The following is a 22,418-nucleotide window of genomic DNA, read 5'->3' on the forward strand; positions in this document are numbered from 1 at the left end:
ATCTGTCAGCTGTCGTTATCGCCGTCATCATCGCTGTCAGGATCCGGGTCGTCGGTGGTCGAATCATCATCGCCCTTGCTCCCGCCCTGCCCCTGATCCCCGGCTTCCGAGTCGGACTTGGCCAGCATCAGCGCACTGCCATGGGGGCTTTTTGCCGCCCACGCGCCAGGTTCCTGCTGCACTCCGGCATGGGCCCAGGCCGCCGAAGTCCCCACCGATAACAGCACCAGCACTTTGATCAACAACACCACGCGTTGAAAGACGCTCATGACCGATCCCATCCGTTCGTAGGTGCACCATTGATGGCCACAGGCCTTGAGTCTTCGGGCCTGTAGCACTGCTGTGAAACTAGTCGTGATGGATGGGGTTTTCCAGATGAGCCACCCGGAAGCCGCCACATGGGTAGATTGCTTTCGACTAGGCCCTACAGCCAGTGGTTATGTACGCCGACCTGGCGCCACTCCCACCAATCCGTCACCCATGAAAAAGCCCCGCTGGGTCAACAGCGGGGCTTTGGGGTGCGGCAGTGTTAGTGGTGTTCGCGGGTGGCGCGGAATTTCACGTCCGGCCAGCGCTCTTCCATCAGTGCCAGGTTGACCCGGGTCGGGGCCAGGTAGGTCAGGTGACCGCCGCCATCGATGGCCAGGTTTTCCACGGCCTTGTTGGAGAATTCCTCCAGCTTCTTCTTGTCGCTGCACTCGATCCAGCGCGCGGAGTACACGGTGATCGGCTCGTAGGAGCACTCGACCTTGTATTCCTCTTTCAGGCGGCTGGCGACCACATCGAACTGCAGCACACCGACGGCGCCGAGGATGATGTCGTTGCTGCGCTCCGGGAAGAACACCTGGGTCGCGCCCTCTTCGGCCAGCTGTTGCAGGCCCTGGCGCAGTTGCTTGGACTTGAGCGGATCCTTCAGGCGCACGCGACGGAACAGTTCCGGGGCGAAGTGCGGGATACCGGTGAAACCCAAGGCCTCGCCTTCGGTAAAGGTGTCGCCGATCTGGATCGTGCCGTGGTTGTGCAGGCCGATGATGTCGCCAGCGAAGGCTTCTTCCAGTTGCTCACGCTCGGAGGAGAAGAAGGTCAGGGCGTCGCCGATGCGCACGTCCTTGCCGGTACGCACATGGCGCATCTTCATGCCTTTCTCGTACTTGCCGGAGCAGATACGCATAAAGGCGATACGGTCGCGGTGTTTCGGGTCCATGTTCGCCTGGATCTTGAACACGAAGCCGGCAAATTTCTCTTCAACCGGTTCCACGGTGCGCTCGTTGGCGACCCGGGCCAGAGGCTTGGGAGCCCAATCGACCACGGCGTCGAGCACGTGATCGACCCCGAAGTTACCCAGGGCCGTACCGAAGAACACCGGGGTCAACTGGCCGTCGAGGAATTCCTGCTGGTTGAATTCGTGGCAAGCGCCCTGCACCAGCTCCAACTGCTCGACGAAACGGTCGTACTCGTCGCCCAGGTGAGCCCGTGCTTCATCGGAATCGAGCTTCTCGATGATTTTCACTTCGGTGCGTTCGTGGCCGTGGCCAGCGGTGTAGACAATGATGTAGTCGTCGGCCAGGTGGTACACACCCTTGAAGTCGCGGTAGCAACCAATCGGCCAGGTGATCGGCGCGGCCTTGATCTTCAGGACTGCTTCGATTTCATCGAGCAGCTCGATCGGGTCGCGGATGTCGCGGTCGAGTTTGTTGATAAAGCTGACGATCGGCGTATCGCGCAGGCGGCAGACGTCCATCAGGGCGATGGTCCGTGGCTCTACGCCCTTACCGCCGTCGAGCACCATCAGCGCCGAGTCGACCGCGGTCAGGGTGCGGTAGGTGTCTTCCGAGAAGTCTTCGTGGCCCGGGGTGTCGAGCAGGTTGATCATGTGTTCGCGATAAGGGAACTGCATGACCGAGGTCGTGATGGAAATCCCGCGCTGTTTCTCCATCTCCATCCAGTCGGAAGTGGCATGACGGTCGGACTTACGCGACTTCACGGTACCGGCGACCGCAATCGCCTTGCCCATCAGCAACAGCTTCTCGGTGATGGTGGTTTTACCCGCATCCGGGTGGGAAATAATGGCGAAAGTGCGGCGTTTCGCGACTTCGGCGGCCTGTTTGGTCATGGGAAATCGCCTGGCGGTGATTCAAAAAAGGGCGGCGAGTATAGCGTAAAGCAAGCCTTCCAGGCCACCGCTCGGCCTGCCGTCGACGCCCCTGTAGCCGCGGCCGCAGGCTGCACTGTCCGGACCAGACGCCAACATACATTCGAGGCAGTGGAGGCGGTTTCGAGGGACAGCGCAGCCGGAGGCAGCGGCTACAAGAGAGGGTTTGGGCGGGGACCGTTGGGCAATTGGCGATGGCTAAATGCTGTCAACTATGGAACCTTTTAAAAGGTGCAGACGTCCACTCCCCTGCTACACGCTTTCATCAGGGGCTGAAATATCAGCAAGTTAGCCTGACGAGGCTGCGCTCATGGCTCGACCTCATGCCGTTTTGCCGGCATTGGCGAGCTGCTTTTCGCGACCACATTCACCGGCAGCCAGGAATGGCAATGCCGCCCGGAAATGTGTGCGCCGACTGACATAAAGGAGTCCGCCTGTGGCTATTCGCTATGGCAAAGGGCTGATAGGAGGAGCGGTTGTCGTCGCTCTCCTGGCCCTGCTGGTCCACTGGATCGGCATCAATACCATCGAAATGTACCGCGACGATTTGTTGTTCTACCTGCAAGCTCATTTGATTCTGGTCCTGGTGTCGATGCTCGCTGCCCTGGTGGTAGGCATCCCGGCCGGCATTTACCTCAGCCGCCCGCACATGGTGGGACGCGCTGAACGCTTCATGCAGATCTTCAACATCGGCAACACCGTCCCTCCTCTGGCCGTACTGGCCATCGCCCTGGGGATTCTCGGCATCGGCAGCGGCCCCGCTATCTTTGCCCTGTTCCTCGCCTCCCTGCTGCCGATCGTGCGCAACACCTACGAAGGCCTGAAAAACGTCCAGGGCTCGCTCAAGGAAGCCGCCGTCGGCATCGGCATGACCCCGGGCCAAGTGCTGTGGAAAGTCGAATTGCCCAATGCCGTGCCGATCATCATCGGCGGCGTGCGCGTGGCCCTGGCGATCAACGTCGGTACCGCGCCGCTGGCCTTCCTGATTGGCGCCAACAGCCTGGGCAGCCTGATTTTCCCGGGGATCGCCCTGAACAATCAGCCGCAACTGCTACTGGGAGCGGCCTGTACCGCACTGCTGGCACTGCTGCTTGACGGCATCGTGACCATGGCCAGCCGCCTCTGGCTGGAACGCGGTCTGCGCCCGTCTTAATCGCCAGGCCGAGCAAAGGAATCCTTATGAAAAAGCTAAGTTTGATACTGGGCTGCGTCCTGCTGTTCGCAGGCGTCGCCCAAGCGGCTGAAAAGCCGGTGATCCGCATCGGCGCCCGGGTCTTCACCGAGCAGACGCTGCTCGCGGAAATCACCTCGCAGTACCTGCGCACCAAGGGTTATGACACCCGTGTTACCGGCGGTCTGGGCAGCAACCTGGCGCGCAGTGCCCAGGAAAGTGGCCAGCTGGACCTGATCTGGGAATACACCGGCGTGTCGCTGGTGGCCTACAACCACGTCGACGAGAAACTCGACAGCGAACAGTCCTACGCCCGGGTCAAGGAACTCGATGCGAAAAAAGGCCTGGTCTGGCTTTCTCCGTCGAAATTCAGCAACACCTACGCCCTGGCGCTGCCAGAGAACGTGGCCAAGGAATTCCCGCAGATCAACAGCATCAGCGACCTGACCGCTGCGCTGGCCGAGAAGACCAAGGAAAACCGCCTGGTGGCCCTGGACACCGAGTTCGCCAACCGCTCCGACGGCATGGCCGGCATGGTCAAGCTGTACGAGATGAACCTGACCCGCAAAAACACCCGGCAGATGGACGCCGGCCTGGTCTACACCGCCCTGCGCAATGGCCAGGTGTTTGCCGGTCTGGTCTACACCACCGACGGGCGCCTCAACGCGTTCAAGCTGAAGCTGCTGGAAGACGACAAGCATTACTTCCCCGACTACACCGCAGCGCCGGTGGTGCGTCAGGTCTATCTCGACGCCCACCCGCAACTGGCCGCGGAGCTCAAGCCGCTGGCCGCCCTGTTCGACGACGAAACCATGCGCCAGCTGAATGCGCGGGTCGACGTCGACCATGAAAGCCCGTCCGCCGTGGCCGCAGATTTCCTGCGCCAACACCCGATCACCCAATAAAGAGGAGAAGACATGGAATTTCTGAACGCCTTTTCCCATCTTGACTGGACACAGGTGCTGCACCTGACCTGGCAGCACATCACCCTGGTGGGCATCGCCGTGATCCTGGCCATCGTGGTCGGCGTGCCACTGGGCGTGCTGATGACCCGCTTCCCGACCCTGGCCGGCCCGCTGCAAGCCAGCGCCACGGTGTTGCTGACGGTGCCGTCCATCGCCCTGTTCGGCCTGCTGCTGCCGTTCTACTCCAAGTTCGGCCAGGGCCTGGGACCGATGCCGGCGATCACCGCGGTGTTCCTCTACTCCCTGCTGCCCATCATGCGTAACACCTACCTGGCCCTGACCGGGGTCGAGCCCGGCATCCGCGAGGCGGCCAAGGGCATTGGCATGACCTTCGGCCAGCGCCTGCGCATGGTCGAACTGCCCATCGCCGTACCGGTGATCCTCGCCGGGGTGCGCACCGCCGTGGTGATGAACATCGGCGTGATGACCATCGCCGCCACCATCGGCGCCGGCGGCCTGGGTGTACTTATTCTGGCTTCCATCAGCCGCAGCGATATGTCGATGCTGATCGTCGGCGCCGTGCTGGTCAGTCTCCTGGCCATCTTTGCCGACCTGCTCCTGCAATGGCTGCAACGCACGCTGACTCCAAAAGGACTGCTCAAATGATCGAACTTCAAAGCCTGACCAAGACCTTCCAAAGCAACGGCAAGACCATCACCGCCGTTGATTCCGTGAGCCTGACCGTCAACGAAGGCGAAATTTGCGTATTCCTCGGCCCGTCGGGCTGCGGTAAAAGCACCACGCTGAAAATGATCAACCGCCTGATCAAGCCGACCTCGGGCAAGATCCTGATCAACGGCGAAGACACCACCGACCTGGATGAAGTAACCCTGCGTCGCAACATCGGCTACGTGATCCAGCAGATCGGCCTGTTCCCCAACATGACCATCGAAGAAAACATCGTGGTCGTGCCCAAGCTGCTGGGCTGGGACAAGCAGAAATGCCACGACCGCGCCCGCGAGCTGATGAGCATGATCAAGCTCGAACCCAAGCAATACCTGCACCGCTACCCGCGTGAACTCTCGGGTGGCCAGCAGCAACGGATCGGCGTGATCCGCGCCCTGGCCGCCGATGCGCCGCTGCTGTTGATGGACGAGCCGTTCGGCGCGGTCGACCCGATCAACCGCGAGATGATCCAGAACGAGTTCTTCGAGATGCAGCGCGCGCTGAACAAGACCGTGATCATGGTCAGCCACGACATCGACGAAGCGATCAAGCTGGGGGACAAGATTGCGATCTTCCGTGCCGGCAAGCTGCTGCAGATCGACCATCCGGACACCTTGCTGGCGCACCCGGCGGACGAGTTCGTGAGCAACTTCGTTGGCCAGGACAGCACCCTCAAGCGCCTGCTGCTGGTCAAGGCCGAGGACGCGGCGGACAACGCGCCGTCAGTCAGCCCGGAAACCCCGGTGGCCGATGCCCTGGAGCTGATGGACGAACACGACCGCCGCTACGTGGTGGTGACCGACGGCGAGAACAAAGCCATGGGTTACGTGCGTCGCCGCGACCTGCACCGCCAGACCGGCACCTGTGCCCAATACCTGCGCGAGTTCAACGCCACCGCAGCCTATGACGAACACCTGCGCATCCTGTTGTCGCGGATGTACGAGTTCAACCGTTCGTGGTTGCCGGTGATGGACGCTGATCGCGTGTTCCTGGGTGAAGTGACCCAGGAGTCGATTGCCGCTTATCTGAGTTCGGGGCGATCACGCGGGATGAAGACCAATATCGTCTCGCCGGCTGAGGCTGTAGTCGCGTAAAAATACAAAAACGGTGGGAGCAGGCTTGCTCGCGAAAGCGAAATGTCACTCAGCAATGATGTGACTGTAAAAATGCCTTCGCGAACAAGCCCTCTGCCATAGGCCTCGTGCAACTTCATCGGCACTCGCAGCCGGAAAAAAATATCAACAGCGCCACCCGTAAAAACAGACCGACCGTACTGTGCAAAACAGCCAAAATACGCCTCACGCCATCCTCTCGCCGCCAACGTCGCCGATGTTGACGCCATCACACTTGCCTGCGACTTAGCGCACAAAAGCTTCGAACGTGCAGGTATTTTTAACACTGGAAAAATCCTGGGGAACATCTGTCCGTCATCTCGGTCGGCTACAAAGAGTGATATCGATTACGCATGTCAGACGCGTGCAAAAACGCGACATTTTTAGTTGATCTCAGGCCCCTCACGCCCTAAAGTTCGCGCCGAACGTCCATGCTGGAAACGATCCATCCGGCTCAAGTACTGACGACGAGACAGCAAGGCCAAGGGCAGCGCCCCATGGCCTTTTTGCTTTCGGCGACATGCCTTGGGAAGTAGGCGAACCAAAGTGGGGATACGGAGGACGTTCATTTGCACCCATTGATCAATTTAGTTTGCCAGTAGGAGTTCCCAGCATGTCGATCAACGTCGAAGACTATTTCGCGCGCGCCACTTTTGACAAAATGAAGGCGTTCGCCGACAAGCAAGAAACCCCGTTCGTGGTGATCGACACCGCGATGATCAGCCAGGCCTACGATGACCTGCGCGCCGGTTTCGAATTCGCCAAGGTGTATTACGCGGTCAAGGCCAACCCGGCCGTCGAGATCATTGACCTGCTCAAGGACAAGGGCTCGAGCTTCGACATCGCCTCGATCTACGAGCTGGACAAGGTCATGGACCGTGGCGTCAGCGCCGACCGTATCAGCTACGGCAACACCATCAAGAAATCCAAGGACATCCGCTATTTCTACGAGAAAGGCGTGCGTCTGTTCTCCACCGACTCCGAAGCCGACCTGCGCAACATCGCCAAGGCCGCGCCGGGCTCGAAAATCTATGTGCGGATCCTGACCGAAGGCTCGACCACGGCTGACTGGCCCCTGTCGCGCAAATTCGGCTGCCAGACCGACATGGCCATGGACCTGCTGATCCTGGCCCGTGACTTGGGCCTGGTGCCTTACGGCATCTCGTTCCACGTGGGTTCGCAACAGCGTGATATCAGCGTCTGGGACGCGGCGATCGCCAAGGTCAAAGTGATCTTCGAGCGCCTGAAGGAAGAAGACGGTATCCACCTCAAGCTGATCAACATGGGCGGTGGCTTCCCGGCCAACTACATCACCCGCACCAACAGCCTGGAAACCTACGCTGAAGAAATCATCCGTTTCCTCAAGGAAGACTTCGGTGACGAACTGCCGGAAATCATCCTCGAGCCAGGCCGTTCGTTGATCGCCAACGCCGGGATCCTGGTCAGTGAAGTGGTATTGGTGGCGCGTAAATCCCGTACCGCCGTCGAGCGCTGGGTGTACACGGATGTGGGCAAGTTCTCCGGCCTGATTGAAACCATGGACGAAGCCATCAAGTTCCCGATCTGGACCGAGAAGAAAGGCGAGATGGAAGAAGTGGTCATCGCCGGCCCGACCTGCGACAGCGCCGACATCATGTACGAGAACTACAAGTACGGCCTGCCCCTGAACCTGGCCATCGGCGATCGCCTGTACTGGCTGTCCACCGGCGCCTACACCACCAGCTACAGCGCGGTGGAATTCAATGGCTTCCCGCCGCTGAAATCGTTTTATGTTTAAGAGCAGTAGCAAGCTGTAAGCGACAAGCTGCAAGAGAGGAGCCCATGCATCGACATGGGCTTTTTTTCGTCTGTCGCTTTTGCCGACGCCTGATCTTCAGCGCCTAACCAGGCCAGCGCAGCCTCGTGCCTCGGCAGCGGCTACGGGCTTAGCTGGGCGGCGCGCTGTTGGTATTCGGTGGCCAGGGCGCGGATTTGCGGGTGGGTGGCGCTGAGCAGGGCGCGGTGGGCGACGCTGAGGAATTTCAGGTTGCCACCCGCCAGGGCCTGGCGCAGCCAATGCAGAGCATCGTCGATACGACCGGCGTCGGCCAGCACCGCCGCGTAGCTGAACTGCCCGCGAAAATCGCCGCCCTCGGCCGAGCGGCGGTACCAGTCTCGGGCCAGTTCCGGGTCGGCCGGGCAGACAATCCCCTCTTCCAGGTACCGTCCCAGCAGGTTCATGGATTTGGCATGCCCCAACGCCGCGGCCCGGCGATAACAAGCCAAGGCCTGCGCCTGGTCCTGCGGCACGCCGCGCCCAGTGGCCAGCAGGTTGGCGTAGTTGTACAAGCCCCAATCCAGCCCGGCATCGGCCGCCTGGCGATAATGGCCGGCAGCCGCCAACAGGTCGGCAGTACAGCCCCAGCCATGCTCCGCGCAACGCCCGAGCATATTGCGCGCCATCAGGTGCCCACGCCGGGCCGCGATTTCAAACCAGCGTACGGCAAGCGCCTGATCCTGCTCGATGCCCAAGCCGTCGAGCAGGATCTGCCCGAGCAACGCCTGGGCGTCGAGCACCTCGGCCTTGGCCGCGATCAGCACTGCCTGGGCCGCGCGGGCCGGGCTGTGGTCGAGCATGGCGCGCAGTTGCTCGCCGTCGAGGACTTCCTCGCGCCGCAGTTGATAACTCACGGCCTACACCTCGACCCAGCGCCGCAACAGGTTGTGATACGTACCGGTCAAGCGAATCAGCGACGGATGATCGGGCACGTCCCGGGTCAGCGCCTGGATCGCCCCGTCCATCTCGAACAGCAGCGCACGCTGACTGTCTTCACGCACCAGGCTCTGGGTCCAGAAGAATGAGGCATAGCGGGCACCCCGGGTCACCGGGTTGACCTTGTGCAGGCTGGTGCCGGGGTACAGCACCATATCGCCGGCCGGCAGCTTCACCTGCTGGGTGCCAAAGGTGTCCTGGATCACCAGTTCACCGCCGTCGTAATCCTCGGGGTCGCTGAAAAACAGGGTCGATGACAGGTCGGTGCGCACCCGCTCGGGGCTGCCCTTGGGCTGGCGCACCGCGTTGTCGATATGAAAATCGAAACTGCCACCGGCGCTGTAGCAGTTGAGCAACGGCGGGAACACCTTGTGCGGCAGCGCCGCCGACATGAACAGCGGGTTGCTCCACAGCCGCTCGAGCATCGCCGCACCGATCTCCTTGGCCAGGGGGTGGCCTTCGGGCAGTTGCAGGTTGTGCTTGGCCTTGGCCGACTGGTAACCGGCGGTGACCTTGCCGTCGGCCCAATCGGCCTGCTCCAGGGCCTGGCGAATGCGCAGCACTTCTTCGCGAGTGAACAAGCCGGGAATGTGCAGCAACATGGCGAGGTACCTGAAGGTCGAGGATCAGCGATGATATTGATTCTTATTGACGCTGTAAAACCGGCATGACGGATGAGTTCGTAAAAACCGTAAAGGTAAATTGTAAAGAATGTAAATTTAGTGCGAATGGAAACATTTCGCAATTGATACAGATACTTGTTTCTCCTATATTCCGCGGCCTCAAATCCTTGGGGAGGGGAATAAAATGTCACGCCAACTACCACTTTCTGCTGTCAGTTCACCGCGTCTGCTTGCCTCTGCAATTGGCGTGGCGCTCAGCGCCGGCTCTGCGGCCCACCTGGCCCAGGCGGCTGAAGACACCAATAAGAAAACCTCGGGCAATGCCATTTCCCTGGACGCCACCGCCATCACCGGCGAAGCCCAGGAGCCCACCTCCTATCAGGTCGAAAAAGCGTCCTCGCCCAAGTACACCGCGCCGCTGATCGACACCCCGCGCTCGATCACTGTTATCCCCCAGCAGGTTCTCAAGGACACCGGCGCCCTCTCCATGCAGGATGCGCTGCGCACCGTGCCCGGCATCACCTTCGGAGCCGGCGAAGGTGGCAACCCACAAGGTGACCGTCCGTTTATCCGCGGCTTCGACGCCCAGGGCGACACCTACCTGGACGGCGTGCGCGATACCGGTTCCCAGAGCCGCGAAATCTTCGCCGTGGAGTCGATTGAAGTCAGCAAAGGCCCAAACTCGGCCATCGGCGGACGTGGCGCCGCGGGCGGCAGCATCAACCTGGTGAGCAAGAAAGCCCACCTGGGCAACAGCTTCGACGGCGGATTCACCTGGGGCTCGGACCAGACCCAGCGCTACACCCTTGACGGCAACTACCAGTTCAGCGACAGCGCCGCCGGTCGCCTGAACCTGATGAGCCACGAAAGCAACGTCGCCGGGCGCGACAAGGTCAACTACGACCGCTGGGGCATCGCCCCGTCCCTGGCCTTTGGCCTGGGCACCGATACCCGGGTCAACCTCGACTACTACCACCTGCAAAGCGACGACCTGCCGGACTCGGGTATCCCGTACACCATTCCGGCCGGGGGCGGCAACGCGCGGACCAAAAGCAACCCGGACAAACCCTACGCCGGGGGCGACAGCAGCAACTTCTACGGCCTGACCGATCGTGACTTCCGCAAGAGCCGGGTCGACACCGCGACCTTCGCCATCGAACACGACCTGAGCGACGCCCTGACCATCAAGAACACCCTGCGTCACGGCACCAGCATGCAGGACTACATCCTCACTCAGCCCGACGACAGCCAGCGCAACGTCAACAACGGCAGCGTATGGCGCCGGGCCAACACCCGGGTGAGCAACACCGCCACCACCACCAACCAGACCGATCTGTTCGGTGACTTCTATGTGGCTGGGTTCAAGAACAGCTTCGCCACCGGCATCGAGTTCAGCCACGAGGAAAGCAAAAAATCCTCGTACAACGTCGACACCGAAACCACCCCGTTGGTCGCCGGCAACCCCAGTGTCTGCACCCCGGGCAGCATCGGGCTGCCCAGCAACTACAACTGCACCTCGCTGAGCAACCCGAACCCGGATGACCCGTGGAATGGCGCGATCTCGCGCAACTACGCCGGCACCGACACCTCCAGCAACACCCGCGCGCTGTATGTGTTCGACACCCTGGAACTGTCGCCGCAGTGGCTGGTGAACATGGGCCTGCGCTACGACCACTTCGACACTCAATACCGCACCTACGACAACGCCGGTGCCACCGTGGTCAACAACGGCGTGCCGGCCAAAGGCAAGGACACCAGCGAGTTCATCACCGGCCAGTTCGGCCTGGTATGGAAGCCCACCGAGCACGGCAGCATCTATGCCTCCTACGCCACCTCGGCCACCCCGCCGGGCGCGACCCTGGGCGAAGGTCAGGAAGGCAACCCGCTGGGCGGCACCACCGACCGCAGCCGTAACGTGCTCAGCAGCGACATGGAGCCGGAAACCACCAAGAACTACGAGCTGGGCACCAAGTGGGACCTGCTCAATGATCGCCTGTCGTTGACCGCCGCCATCTTCCGCACCGAGAAGGAAAACGCCCGAGTCCAGGTCAACACCACGTCCTACGAGAACGTCGGTACCACCCGGGTCGACGGACTGGAACTGTCGGCCAGCGGCAAGCTCACCGACAAATGGCAGGTGTTCGCCGGCTACAGCTACCTGGACGGCAAACAAATCGACGGCGGCCCACTGGGCAAGGCCAACGATGGCAACCAACTGCCCAACACGCCGAAAAACAGCGCCAGCCTATGGACCACCTATAGCCTGACGCCAAAACTGACCGTCGGCGGTGGTGCGTTCTATGTCGACGACGTCTTCGGCAGCGTGGCCAACACCACCATGGTCGATTCCTACGTGCGCTACGACGCCATGGCCGCCTACAAGCTGACCAAGAACGTCGACCTGCAACTCAACGTGCAAAACCTGACCAACGAAACCTATTACGACAAAGCGTTCAGCACCCACTTCGCCAACCAGGCGGCGGGGCGCACCGCGCTGCTCAGCACCAACGTTCACTTCTGATGTAGGCGCTGCCGCAGGCTGCACCAGGGGCGTGAGTTCACTCAGGTTCCCTGGCCTGCAGACTCGGCCAAAGGCAAAAACCCCACACATGGCAATGTGTGGGGTTTTTGTGTGTAAAAAAGAATGCTTCTCGACAACTCACGGCATAATGCGCGCCGTGTTTCTTACTTTTGAGCAACAAGGCAGGTCGATGTGTTGAAGAAAACCCTGTTCCAGCTGCACTGGTTCTTCGGTATCAGCGCGGGTCTGGTTCTGGCCCTGATGGGCATCACTGGCGCGAGCATGTCGTTTCAGGACGAAATCCTGCGGCTCATGAACCCCTCGGTGCTGCAGGTCGAGAAACGCCCTGCCGGCGTGCTGCCACCGGCCGAGCTGGTGGCCAAGGTCGAGGCTGCCGAAGGCAAGACCGTGTCCATGCTCTGGGTCGAGACCGACAGCGGCAATGCCGCGCGGGTGTTCTTCACCCCGCCACCGGGTGAACGCCGTGGCCAGATGCGCTACTTCAACCCCTACACCGGCGAGTTCCTGGGCGACGCCGTGGGCCAGGACTTCTTCGGCCTGATGATGCAACTGCACCGGTTCCTGGCCATGGGCGATACCGGCCGGCAAATCACCGGTGCCTGCACCCTGATCCTGATTTTCTTCTGCCTGTCCGGCCTGTACCTGCGCTGGCCACGCCAAGTCGGCAACTGGCGCGCCTGGCTGACCCTGGACTGGGCCAAGAAAGGCCGGGGCTTCAACTGGGACCTGCACGCCGTGGCCGGCACCTGGTGCCTGGCGGTGTACCTGCTGGCGGCGCTGACCGGTTTGTCGTGGTCCTACGAGTGGTACAGCAACGGCCTGAACAAACTGCTCTCCGACACCCCCCACAGCGAGCGCAAGCGAGGCGGCCGTGGCGCGCCGCCGCCCAAGGGCGAAGCCCCGGTGGCCGACTACAACGCCCTGTGGAGCAGCCTCTACAGCAATGCCGGCAAAGACCTCAACGCCTACAACATCCGCATGCCGCCAGTGGCCGGGCAACCCGCCACGGTCTACTACCTGCTCAAGACCTCGCCCCACGAGCGCGCGCTGAACCAGTTGCAGATCGACCCGGCCACCGGCGCGGTCAGCCTGCATGAGCGCTACGCCGACAAGAGCTTTAAAGCGCAACTGCTGACCAGCATCTACGCCCTGCACGTCGGCAGCTATTTCGGCCTGGCCGGGCGCATCATCCTCGCCGTGGCCTCGGTGCTGATGCCGTTGTTCTTTATTACCGGCTGGCTGCTGTACCTGGACCGCCGACGTAAAAAACGCCAGATCAAGGAGGCCCGCAAAGGCCTGGCCAGCAGCAGCGACGACAGCGCCGCGTGGCTGATCGGTTTTGCCAGCCAGAGCGGTTTTGCCGAACAACTGGCCTGGCAGACGGCCGGGCAATTGCAGGCCGCCGGGCTGCCGGTGAACGTCCAGCCCCTGGCCAGTATCAGCGAACACGACCTGCAAGGTGCGAGCAATGCCCTGTTCGTGGTCAGCACCTTTGGCGACGGCGAAGCGCCGGACAGCGCTCGCGGTTTCGAACGCAAGGTACTGGGCCGCACACTGTCGCTGGACCACCTGAACTACGCGGTGCTGGGCCTGGGCGACCGCCAGTATCAACACTTCTGCGGCTTCGCCCGGCGCCTGCACGGCTGGCTGATGGAGCACGGCGGCAGCACCCTGTTTGCCCCGATCGAAGTCGACAGCGGCGACAGCTATGCCCTGCGCCACTGGCAGCAACAACTCGGGCAACTGACCGGGCAAGCGCCGGTGGACCTATGGCAGGCCCCGGCCTTCGACAACTGGACCCTGACCCGGCGCGAGCTGCTCAACCCTGAAAGCCGTGGCTCCGGCGTCTACTTACTGGGGCTGACGGCGCCCAGTGCCAGCAGTTGGCTGGCGGGCGACCTGGTGGAAGTGATGCCACGCAACAGCCCCTGGGCCGTGGAATTCTTCCTGAGCGGCCTCGGCCTGGATGGCGAGAGCACCGTACAGATCGACGGCCTTCAGGAAACCCTGTCCCAGGCCCTGGCCAACCGCCAACTGACGGAAAACCGCAGCCACCTGGTGGGCCTGCACGCCCAGGCCCTGGTGGATGCCCTGGTGCCGGTGACCCTGCGCGAATACTCCATCGCCTCGATCGCCAGCGACGGCGTGCTGGAGTTGCTGGTGCGCCAGGAACGCCACCCCGACGGCAGCCTGGGCCTGGGCTCCGGCTGGCTCACCGAACACGCAGCCGTGGGGTCGGCCATCAGCCTGCGCGTGCGGCGCAACAGCGGCTTCCACCTGCCGGCCGAACCCTGCCCATTGATCCTGCTGGGCAACGGCACCGGCCTCGCCGGCTTGCGCAGCCTGCTCAAGGCACGAATCGCCGACGGCCAGCAACGCAACTGGCTGCTCTTCGGCGAGCGCAATGCCGAACACGACTTCTACTGCAAGGACGAACTCCAGGAGTGGCTGACCGGTGGCGACCTGGCGCGCCTCGACCTGGCCTTCTCCCGCGACCAGGCACAAAAGATCTACGTCCAGGACCGCCTGCGCGAAGCCGCGCCGGAACTGAAAAAATGGCTGGCCGACGGCGCCGCAATCTACATCTGCGGCAGCCTGCAAGGCATGGCCTCAGGCGTCGACCACGTGCTCAACGAGGTACTGGGGGCTGAAGCCGTGGAGCGCCTGATCGAGCAAGGGCGCTATCGGCGGGATGTGTACTGACCGAGCGCACCAGGGGCGAGGGAGCACGGTCGCGAGCCAGTGCCCGTTGACCGGAGGGAATGGCGGTGCAGCCATTGGGGCGGCTACGCCCCCCAGCGCGAGCAAGCTCGCTCGCCACAAAAACAGCGCGGGGTCCTTAGGCTCCTGGCTTGGCAACTGGCCCCCTGTGGCGAGGGAGCTTGCTCCCGCTGGGCCGCATAGCGGCACCAACCCGGCCAATGGGAAACACCTGCCGCACCGCATTGGCCGGCTTGCGGATACTGAGTATTTGGGAGGCTGGCTGCCCGAGCGAAAGCAAACACCCTCACCACAACCGCTCACTGCGCGCTGAGTTTCACTTCAACTCGGCGAACGGCGATTGCCATCCAACAACGCCTCCACCACACCGCGCGCCATCTCCACCGAATGCACCAACGACCAGATCAACCCACGCTCGATACCACTAGCGTGCTCGGTGATCTCATCGGACACCTCCTCGGCAGACTTGAGCAACATGGACACATGGATCAACGCTTCTTCGGCACTGATACCGGGGCGCACGCTGAAGGGGTTATCGGGGCCTGCTGGGCCGGCCGCGGTGGGTAGCAGAGTTGAGATCAACGAGCCGTTTACGCCGGTATTGGCCAGGGCATGGCGCACTCTTTCATTAGCCCGGTCATGTTCCGGATTTCGGCGTGAGAAAGGGCGAGTAACAGGCGGATCGGGGACGATCTTTTTCATGGTGTAGCTCCCGAGCAATAGAGCCTTCACCCACCGCTGCTAAACGAAAGGTGGCGGCTGGACGCGGGTTAGCAGACCAGGGCTCAGGAACCCGGCGCACCCGAAGGTGCCCCACGTACAGCCGCCATAACAAGCTGGCCAGAATGAAATCCGGCCAAGGAAGAGATAGCGCTTATACGTCTGAGACTTATCGAGCTGCTAAACCCGATCACTGAACATTCAGTGACGAACCGAGCCTAGTGAGCTAAGTACCCAGCCGCAAGCGAAAGAGAGTCTCTCGGAAACCCCTTACAAAAGAAAGAGAAATGCCCTTCTTTAACCGCTCAAAAAGTCTGCGCTAGGCCTGCCAAATAAAGTCATACACCCCAGAAATGAAGGAGTGGAATATCTGATCGGACACTTATCAAGCGACTTTCTTATCCGGCCCAATACCCTACCTGTGGCGAGGGAACTTGCTCCCGCTGGGCCGCATAGCGGCCGAGAGGAAGCAAGCGCCTTCGCCACGAAAGAAGGGTCTCAGTTAGGGAAACAACAATTGCCGCGAACAAGAAATCCACCACTCCAGCGGCCATCTCCCGTGCAGACATCAACGATGCATATCTGCCAACGCTCAATACTAATGGCGCGCTCGTAGTTCTCGGGATGGAGCCATCACGAACTGACGTTGCGATACGTTAGGGAGGCGGTTGCACGTCGGCTAGCAGACCGATCCGAGGACACCGGCGCACCCAAAGGCGCCCCACGTACAACCGCCATAACAAGGTGCTGCATATGAAATGCAGTGCTGATGGCTCCGCTTGCGACTTGACCCGGGCTGCTAGACCCGATCACTGAAGTGCAGTGACAACCCGAGTCTAGCCAGCAGGTCTCCAACCTCAAGCGAAAGAGAACCTTTCGGAAAGCCCTTACAAAAGAAAGAGAAATGCACTTCTTTTAGCGCTAACCAAGGCTGCACTTACATTACAAAACCCCACAACCGACCCGCCGCGGCCCGAGCCTATCGGCAGCAGCTACAGGGAACGATGGGATGGCCTGCTACCTATACGGTGTAGCGGGAAGACATGCCCGCCCAGCGCCAGCTGGCGGCAGCCCGATTTTAATCTACCCGCCCCTTCGGCAGGCCGAGTGGAGGTGTTCATCAGGGGATTGGCGCGTAGCGCCCCTCGACGCAGTCGAGGACATCGCTAGTAGCGATGCCCCCTGAGGGACGCCGGAACGAGGGAACCCGAGCGCAGCGAGGGCCGTACGCTCGGGGCGAGACCTTTTGGGTACTTTTGGCTGGGCCGGCATTCCGGGCGTTTGCCAAAAGTACCTCGCCGTAAGGGCGAAACCCTAAGCCGCCGTTACCGCAGCAACGGATATGCCCCCCTACCCCCCCCAAAGAACGGGGCCGGCTATCAGGCCGCCCCGCCCCCCGCCGGCGCCAAAGCCAACTCCCCAACATCGGGCCGCTTCACCACCGCATACACCACCGCCGTAACCAAACTCCCCGCCACAATCGCCAGCAAATACAACAACGCATGATTAATCGCATTCGGAATCAGCATCACAAACAACCCCCCATGGGGCGCCATCAGCTTGCAGCCAAAATACATCGACAACGCCCCGGTCAACGCGCCCCCGGCAATACTCGCCGGAATCACCCGCAACGGGTCCTTGGCCGCAAACGGAATCGCCCCCTCGGAGATAAAGCACAACCCCAGCACAAACGCCGCCTTGCCCGCCTCACGCTCGCTTTGCGCAAACTTGCGCCGCGCAATAAAGGTCGCGATCCCCAGGCCAATCGGCGGCACCATGCCCGCGGCCATCGCCGCCGCCATCGGCGCATAACTCTGAGACGCCAGCAGCCCCACCGAAAAAGCGTAGGCCGCCTTGTTGATCGGCCCGCCAAGGTCGACGCACATCATCGCCCCCAGCACCACGCCCAGCAGGATGGCGTTGGTGGTGCCCATGCTGTCGAGGAACTGGGTCAGGGCCGAGAGCATGCCCGCCACCGGCTTGCCCACCACGTAAATCATCACCAGGCCGGTAAACAGGCTGGCGAACAACGGGATGATCAGGATCGGCTTCAGCGCTTCCAGGCTCTGGGGCAGACGCACATATTGGCTGAGAGCCTTGGCCGCATAGCCGGCGAGGAAACCGGCGACGATGCCGCCGATAAAACCTGCGCCAAGGGTACTGGCCAGCAAGCCGCCGATCATCCCCGGCGCCAGGCCCGGACGGTCGGCAATCGAGTAGGCGATGTAACCCGCCAGCAGCGGCACCATCAGTTTGAAGGCGGTCTCGCCGCCGATCTGCATCAAGGCCGCCGCCAGGGTGCCCGGCTCCTTGAACGCGGTAATGCCGAAGACAAAGGACAGGGCGATCATCAAGCCGCCCGCCACCACCATCGGCAGCATGAACGAGACCCCGGTCAGCAGGTGCTTGTAGACCCCGGTCTTCTCTTGCCGAGCCGGCGCCTGGGCACCGCCTGCGGCCGATTCCACCTGGCCTTCGGCCAAGGCCTTGTGCAGCGTGGCCTCCGCTTGCTTGAGGGCAATGCCGGTGCCGCAGCGGTAGATTTTCTTGCCGGCAAAGCGTTCGGTGGCAACTTCGATATCCGCCGCCAACAGCACCACGTCGGCCTGGGCAATAGCCTCCGCGCTCAATGGAGTACGGGCGCCGACCGAACCTTGGGTTTCGACCTGCAACTCGTAACCCAGGCGTTTGGCCGCCTGTTGCAAGGCTTCGGCGGCCATAAAGGTGTGGGCGACCCCGGTCGGGCAGGCGGTGACCGCAACGATGCGCGGCGCGCTGGCGGCCACTGTCGCAACCGGCTCAACGCTGGCCGCGGCCTCGCTGTACAGCTGGGCCTCTGCGGCGCCACGGCGCAGCACCGCGTCCACATCCTGCAAGGCCTGGGACGGTGTGCTGCGGTAAACCCGCTTGCCGACAAAACGCGCCATATCCAGCGGCCCGGTGCTGACCACCAACACCCACTCGGCCGCTTCCAGGGTGGCCGCCGAGAGTTGGCGTTCCGGGTGCGCCTCGTCGTGCACTTCGACGCTGGTGCTCCAGCCCTGGCGCTGCGCCGCAGCGTCGAGCAGCCGGGCGCACAGCACACTGGTGACCATGCCGTTGGGGCAGGCAGTAACAATGGCTAACTTCATGTCCAACCCTCTTATTGTTCTGTCAGGGGGCGCACGCGCACGCCCTGTTCGAGCTGCGCCAGTTGCGCCGCATCGCTGATACCAAAACCGATTTGCGAGACCGCCATGGCGGCGATCGCCGTGGCGCGGCGCAGTGTCTGTTCGGCGCTATCGCCGCTGAGCAGGCCATGCAGCACACCCGCCAGCAGCGAGTCGCCGGCGCCCACAGTGCTGGCGACGCTGACCTTGGGCGGCACGGCCTGCAACGCCGGGGCCGAGCTGAACCAATTGACCCCGTCGGCGCCGTGGGAGATCACCACATGCTCCACGCCCTGGGCATGCAGGCGCTGGGCTGCAGCCGCCTGTTCAGCCACCGACAACACCGGGCTGAGCAGGGCCTCGGTCAATTCTTCAGTGTTCGGCTTGATCAACCAGGGGCCTGCCGCCAGGCCGGCGCGCAGGGCGTCGCCGCTGGTGTCCAGGGCGACTTTCAAGCCCAGGTCCTTGAGCCGTACCAGCAGCGCCTGCAACCACTGCGGGCTGACGCCACGGGGCAGGCTGCCGGCAACGACCACCGCGTCATGGCCCGGGGCGATCTGTTCCAGGCGCTCCAGCAACGCGTGTTGCGCCGCCTCGTCGACCTCCGGTCCCGGGCCGTTGACGTCGGTCACACGGCCGTCACTTTCGGCCAGCTTGATGTTGCTGCGGGTCTGCCCCGGCACGCGGATAAAGGCGTCGACAAATCCCCGCTGGACAAACAGTGCTTCGAAGGCTTGCGGGTTGTCGGCGCCGAGAAAGCCGCTGACGGTCAGTTGGTGACCAAGGTCCGCCAGCACCTGGGCGACGTTCACGCCCTTGCCGGCGGCATGGGTGTACATGGCCTGGCTGCGGTTGACGGCCCCCGGTTCCAGACGCGCCAGTTGCACGGTGAGGTCCAGCGCCGGGTTCAGGGTCAGGGTCAGGATCTTGGCCATTACAGGGCCTCCACGAGGGCGCGCACGTCATCCGCGCTACCGACGGCCAGGGCCTCCTGCGCCAGGACCTGGACCCGGCTCAGGCTCAACTCGCGAATGCGCGCCTTGACCTCAGCAATGCTGCGCCCGGAGACGCTGAGTTCATCCACCCCGAGCCCGACCAGCACCGGCACCGCCAGCGGATCGGCCGCCAGTTCGCCGCAGACCCCAACCCATTTGCCATGGGCATGGGCGGCGCGCACGGTGATGTCGATCAGTTGCAGCACCGCCGGGTGCAGGCCATCGGCCTGGGCCGACAGGGTCGGATGGCCACGGTCGATGGCCAGGGTGTACTGGGTCAGGTCGTTGGTGCCGACGCTGAAGAAGTCCACTTCCTTGGCCAGGACCGGTGCCAGCAAGGCGGCGGAGGGCACTTCGATCATGATCCCCAGTTGCAGGTCGGCGACCGGAATTTCCAGGCGCAGGCGCTCGGTCATGTCCCGGGCCTGGCGCCATTCGTCGACGCTGCCGACCATGGGGAACATGATCCGCAGCGGGCGGTTGTCGGCTGAGCGCAGCAGGGCGCGCAGCTGGGCTTCCATGATTTGCGGGCGTTGCAGGGTCAGGCGGATGCCGCGCACGCCGAGGAAGGGGTTTTCTTCCTTGGCGATCGGCCAGTAAGGCAGCGGTTTGTCGCCGCCCACGTCCAGGGTCCGCACCACCAGCGGGCGCCCGGCCAGGCCGTCGAGGACGCGGCGGTATTCGGCTTCCTGGGTGGCTTCATCCGGCGCTTGCGGGTGGGCCATGAAAATCAGTTCGGTGCGCAGCAGGCCGATGCCTTCGGCGCCGTTTTCCACGGCGCTGGTGACGCCGGCGCTTTCACCGATATTGGCGAACACCTCAACGTGATGGCCGTCGATGGTGTGGGCCAGTTGATGGCGTTGCTCGGCGGCGGCCTTGAGCCGTTGCTCGCGGCTGTCGCGCTCTTCGCCGGCCCGTTGCAGGGTGCTGCTGTCGGCATCCACATGCAGCCGCCCGCGTTGGCCGTCGAGCAGCAGCGGCGTGCCGGGCTTGATCAGCAACACCGACGCGCCCGCCCCGACCAGGGCCGGAATGCCCAGGGCCCGGGCAACGATGGCGCTGTGGGCGGTGGCACCGCCCCGGGCCGTGAGAATCCCGGCCACCCGCGCCGGGTCGAGGCGCGCCACGTCCGACGGTCCGACTTCGTCCATCACCAGAATGTAGGGTTGCTCCGGCTCGGCCGGGGTCTCGATGCCGCACAGCTGGGCCAGCACGCGGCGGCCAATGTCCCGCAGATCGGCAGCGCGCTCGGCGAGCAAAGCGTCCTGCAACGACTCCTGCTGGCGGGCGGCGGCTTCGATCACGGCCATCCAGGCGGCTTCGGCGCTTTCACCCTGCTTGAGACGGGTGTCGACTTCATCGGTCAGTTCCGGGTCGTCGAGCATCTCCTGGTGGGTGATGAAAATCTCGCGAATGGCCTTGGCCTGGCTGCGCTGGATCAGCCCTTCGATATCGCCGCGCACCTGCGCCAGTGCCTGTTGCAGGCGCTGGCGCTCGGTGGCGGTGGACTCGCCGCGCAGCGGGTAATCGATGGCCTGTTGCACCTGAATATGTGCCGGGCCGATGGCGATCCCCGGGGCGGCAGCAATCGCCTGGATCAGGCTGCCGGTAGCCGGGGCGCTGAGGGGCGCTTCGATTTCTTCGGCGGCGGCCGGAGTTTCGCTGACCGCCGGCAGTGGCTCGACCTCTTCGCCCAGGCCCTGCTCAATGGCCGCGAGCAACGCCGGCAGGGCATCGGCGGCGATGGTCGGCTCGGCGATCAGTTCCAGGACCTGGCCGCGCCGGGCACCGAGGCTGAGCAGCTTGCTCAGGCTTTTCATCGACACCGAGGCACCCTGGCTGTCGAGGATGCGGATGCGGATCTCACCCTCGAAGCTCTTGGCCAGTTGCGCCAGGACCTTGGCCGGGCGTGCATGCAGGCCATGGGCGTTGGCCAGGGCAATTCGGGCGCTGGGCCAGTCGGCCGGCAGTTCGCCGCCGAGCACTTCCAATACCGCGCGGCTGCTGGTGGCGCGCCCCAGTTCGTGGCCCCGGCCTTCGATCAGCAGCGCACACAGGCGTTCGAGCAGCGCCTGGTGCGCCTCACCGAGGCTGGCCAGGCAGAACAGCCCGCTCAGCGGTTGGCCGAGGTAGCGGATGGGTTTGTCCGGGGTGACGAAGGCCAGCCCCGGGCGCTTGACCGTCTGCTCGCTGTGCAGCCACCACAGGCCATCGCCCAGGGGCAGCGCCTCGACTTGCTGCAACACCGCGGCAAAGCCGTTGCTCACGCAGTCCGCCTGACGCAACAGGCGTGCGCCACGCCATACCAGTTCTTCGAAATCTTCTGCGGCCACGCCCAGGCCGATCATCTGTGCATCCAGCGCGAGCTCTTGTGGCGCGCCCTGCAGCAGTTTCAGCAGGGCTTCGGCCGAGCTGGCACGACGCAGGGCCTGGCCCAGGTCGGTCTCGCCCAGGGCCCGGGTCAGCAGTTGCAGCAGGCGCAGGTGCTCATCGGATTTGGCGGCAATGCCGATCGCCAGGTAGACGATCTGGCCATCGCCCCAGTCCACGCCCTCGGGGAATTGCAGCAGGCGCACGCCGGTGGCAAACACCTGGTCGCGGGTCTGCGGCGTGCCGTGGGGGATGGCAATACCCTGGCCGAGAAAGGTCGAGCCCTGGGCCTCGCGCGCGTTGAGGCCGGCGAGGTAACCCTCGGCCACCAGGCCGTCGGCAACCAGTTTGTCGGCGAGCAGCTGCAGCGCCGCGGACTTATCCACAGCCGATTGGCCCATGGATATCTGCTCTATGGTGAGCTCGAGCATGCTTTCTCCTATTTAGCGCAGGGGGGCGGCGCTAGGTATTGTTTTGAAT

Annotated in this window: 15 protein-coding genes; 7 read left to right on the plus strand and 8 right to left on the minus strand. The window is 63.1% G+C overall.

Annotated features, from left to right (window positions below; translation table 11 throughout):
- Nucleotides 1–5 precede the first annotated feature (5 nt).
- Entirely contained in the window at nucleotides 6–269 is a 264-nt protein-coding gene (locus ACOZJV_RS16505) for a hypothetical protein (RefSeq protein WP_078469810.1), read from the minus strand.
- A 260-nt stretch (nucleotides 270–529) separates the two neighbouring features.
- Nucleotides 530–2,113: a peptide chain release factor 3 gene (locus ACOZJV_RS16510; protein WP_078469809.1), complete on the minus strand. Its 1,584-nt coding sequence runs from the start codon at nucleotides 2,111–2,113 to the stop codon at nucleotides 530–532.
- Nucleotides 2,114–2,588: 475 nt separating this feature from the next.
- On the opposite strand from ACOZJV_RS16510, the gene ACOZJV_RS16515 reads away from it, so the two are divergent.
- From ACOZJV_RS16515 to ACOZJV_RS16535, 5 genes are all read left to right on the plus strand, one after another.
- Nucleotides 2,589–3,305: an ABC transporter permease subunit gene (locus ACOZJV_RS16515; RefSeq protein WP_201129440.1), complete on the plus strand. Its 717-nt coding sequence runs from the start codon at nucleotides 2,589–2,591 to the stop codon at nucleotides 3,303–3,305.
- Between the two features lie 26 nt (nucleotides 3,306–3,331).
- Nucleotides 3,332–4,228, plus strand: a complete 897-nt coding sequence (locus ACOZJV_RS16520; protein WP_201129439.1) for a glycine betaine ABC transporter substrate-binding protein — start codon at nucleotides 3,332–3,334, stop codon at nucleotides 4,226–4,228.
- Between the two features lie 12 nt (nucleotides 4,229–4,240).
- On the plus strand, nucleotides 4,241–4,894 hold the full coding sequence (locus tag ACOZJV_RS16525; protein ID WP_078469806.1) for an ABC transporter permease: 654 nt from the start codon (nucleotides 4,241–4,243) through the stop codon (nucleotides 4,892–4,894).
- Complete coding sequence (locus ACOZJV_RS16530) at nucleotides 4,891–6,048, plus strand: betaine/proline/choline family ABC transporter ATP-binding protein (RefSeq protein WP_421548051.1); 1,158 nt, start codon at nucleotides 4,891–4,893, stop codon at nucleotides 6,046–6,048. The genes ACOZJV_RS16525 and ACOZJV_RS16530 overlap by 4 nt, the downstream gene beginning before the upstream one ends.
- Nucleotides 6,049–6,679: 631 nt before the next feature.
- Nucleotides 6,680–7,843 (plus strand): type III PLP-dependent enzyme, encoded by a 1,164-nt coding sequence (locus ACOZJV_RS16535; RefSeq protein WP_020297087.1) that lies wholly within the window; start codon nucleotides 6,680–6,682, stop codon nucleotides 7,841–7,843.
- A 140-nt stretch (nucleotides 7,844–7,983) separates the two neighbouring features.
- Here ACOZJV_RS16535 and ACOZJV_RS16540 read toward each other — a convergent pair whose 3' ends face one another.
- Nucleotides 7,984–8,736 (minus strand): tetratricopeptide repeat protein, encoded by a 753-nt coding sequence (locus tag ACOZJV_RS16540; RefSeq protein WP_078469804.1) that lies wholly within the window; start codon nucleotides 8,734–8,736, stop codon nucleotides 7,984–7,986.
- A 3-nt stretch (nucleotides 8,737–8,739) separates the two neighbouring features.
- Nucleotides 8,740–9,420, minus strand: a complete 681-nt coding sequence (locus ACOZJV_RS16545) for a Fe2+-dependent dioxygenase (protein ID WP_421548052.1) — start codon at nucleotides 9,418–9,420, stop codon at nucleotides 8,740–8,742.
- 205 nt (nucleotides 9,421–9,625) lie between these two features.
- Here ACOZJV_RS16545 and ACOZJV_RS16550 point away from each other — a divergent pair, with 205 nt between their 5' ends.
- Nucleotides 9,626–11,962, plus strand: a complete 2,337-nt coding sequence (locus ACOZJV_RS16550) for a TonB-dependent receptor (protein WP_078469802.1) — start codon at nucleotides 9,626–9,628, stop codon at nucleotides 11,960–11,962.
- 192 nt (nucleotides 11,963–12,154) lie between these two features.
- Nucleotides 12,155–14,686 (plus strand): PepSY domain-containing protein, encoded by a 2,532-nt coding sequence (locus ACOZJV_RS16555; protein ID WP_421548053.1) that lies wholly within the window; start codon nucleotides 12,155–12,157, stop codon nucleotides 14,684–14,686.
- 339 nt (nucleotides 14,687–15,025) lie between these two features.
- Here the strand turns inward: ACOZJV_RS16555 and ACOZJV_RS16560 are convergent, their stop codons facing one another.
- The 4 genes from ACOZJV_RS16560 to ptsP form a co-directional block, all read right to left on the minus strand.
- Entirely contained in the window at nucleotides 15,026–15,406 is a 381-nt protein-coding gene (locus ACOZJV_RS16560; protein ID WP_078469800.1) for a DUF6124 family protein, read from the minus strand.
- A gap of 1,397 nt (nucleotides 15,407–16,803) precedes the next feature.
- Nucleotides 16,804–18,555, minus strand: coding sequence for a PTS fructose-like transporter subunit IIB (locus tag ACOZJV_RS16565; protein ID WP_421548054.1), 1,752 nt, complete (start codon nucleotides 18,553–18,555; stop codon nucleotides 16,804–16,806).
- Nucleotides 18,556–18,566: 11 nt separating this feature from the next.
- Nucleotides 18,567–19,508, minus strand: a complete 942-nt coding sequence (gene pfkB, locus ACOZJV_RS16570; protein WP_421548055.1) for a 1-phosphofructokinase — start codon at nucleotides 19,506–19,508, stop codon at nucleotides 18,567–18,569.
- Entirely contained in the window at nucleotides 19,508–22,369 is a 2,862-nt protein-coding gene (gene ptsP, locus ACOZJV_RS16575; protein ID WP_421548056.1) for a phosphoenolpyruvate--protein phosphotransferase, read from the minus strand. Before ptsP ends, pfkB begins: the two co-directional genes overlap by 1 nt.
- Between the last annotated feature and the right edge of the window lie 49 nt (nucleotides 22,370–22,418).

The sequence above is a fragment of the Pseudomonas sp. QD4 genome, assembly GCF_049199125.1.
In the GTDB taxonomy this organism is placed as follows: Bacteria; Pseudomonadota; Gammaproteobacteria; order Pseudomonadales; family Pseudomonadaceae; genus Aquipseudomonas.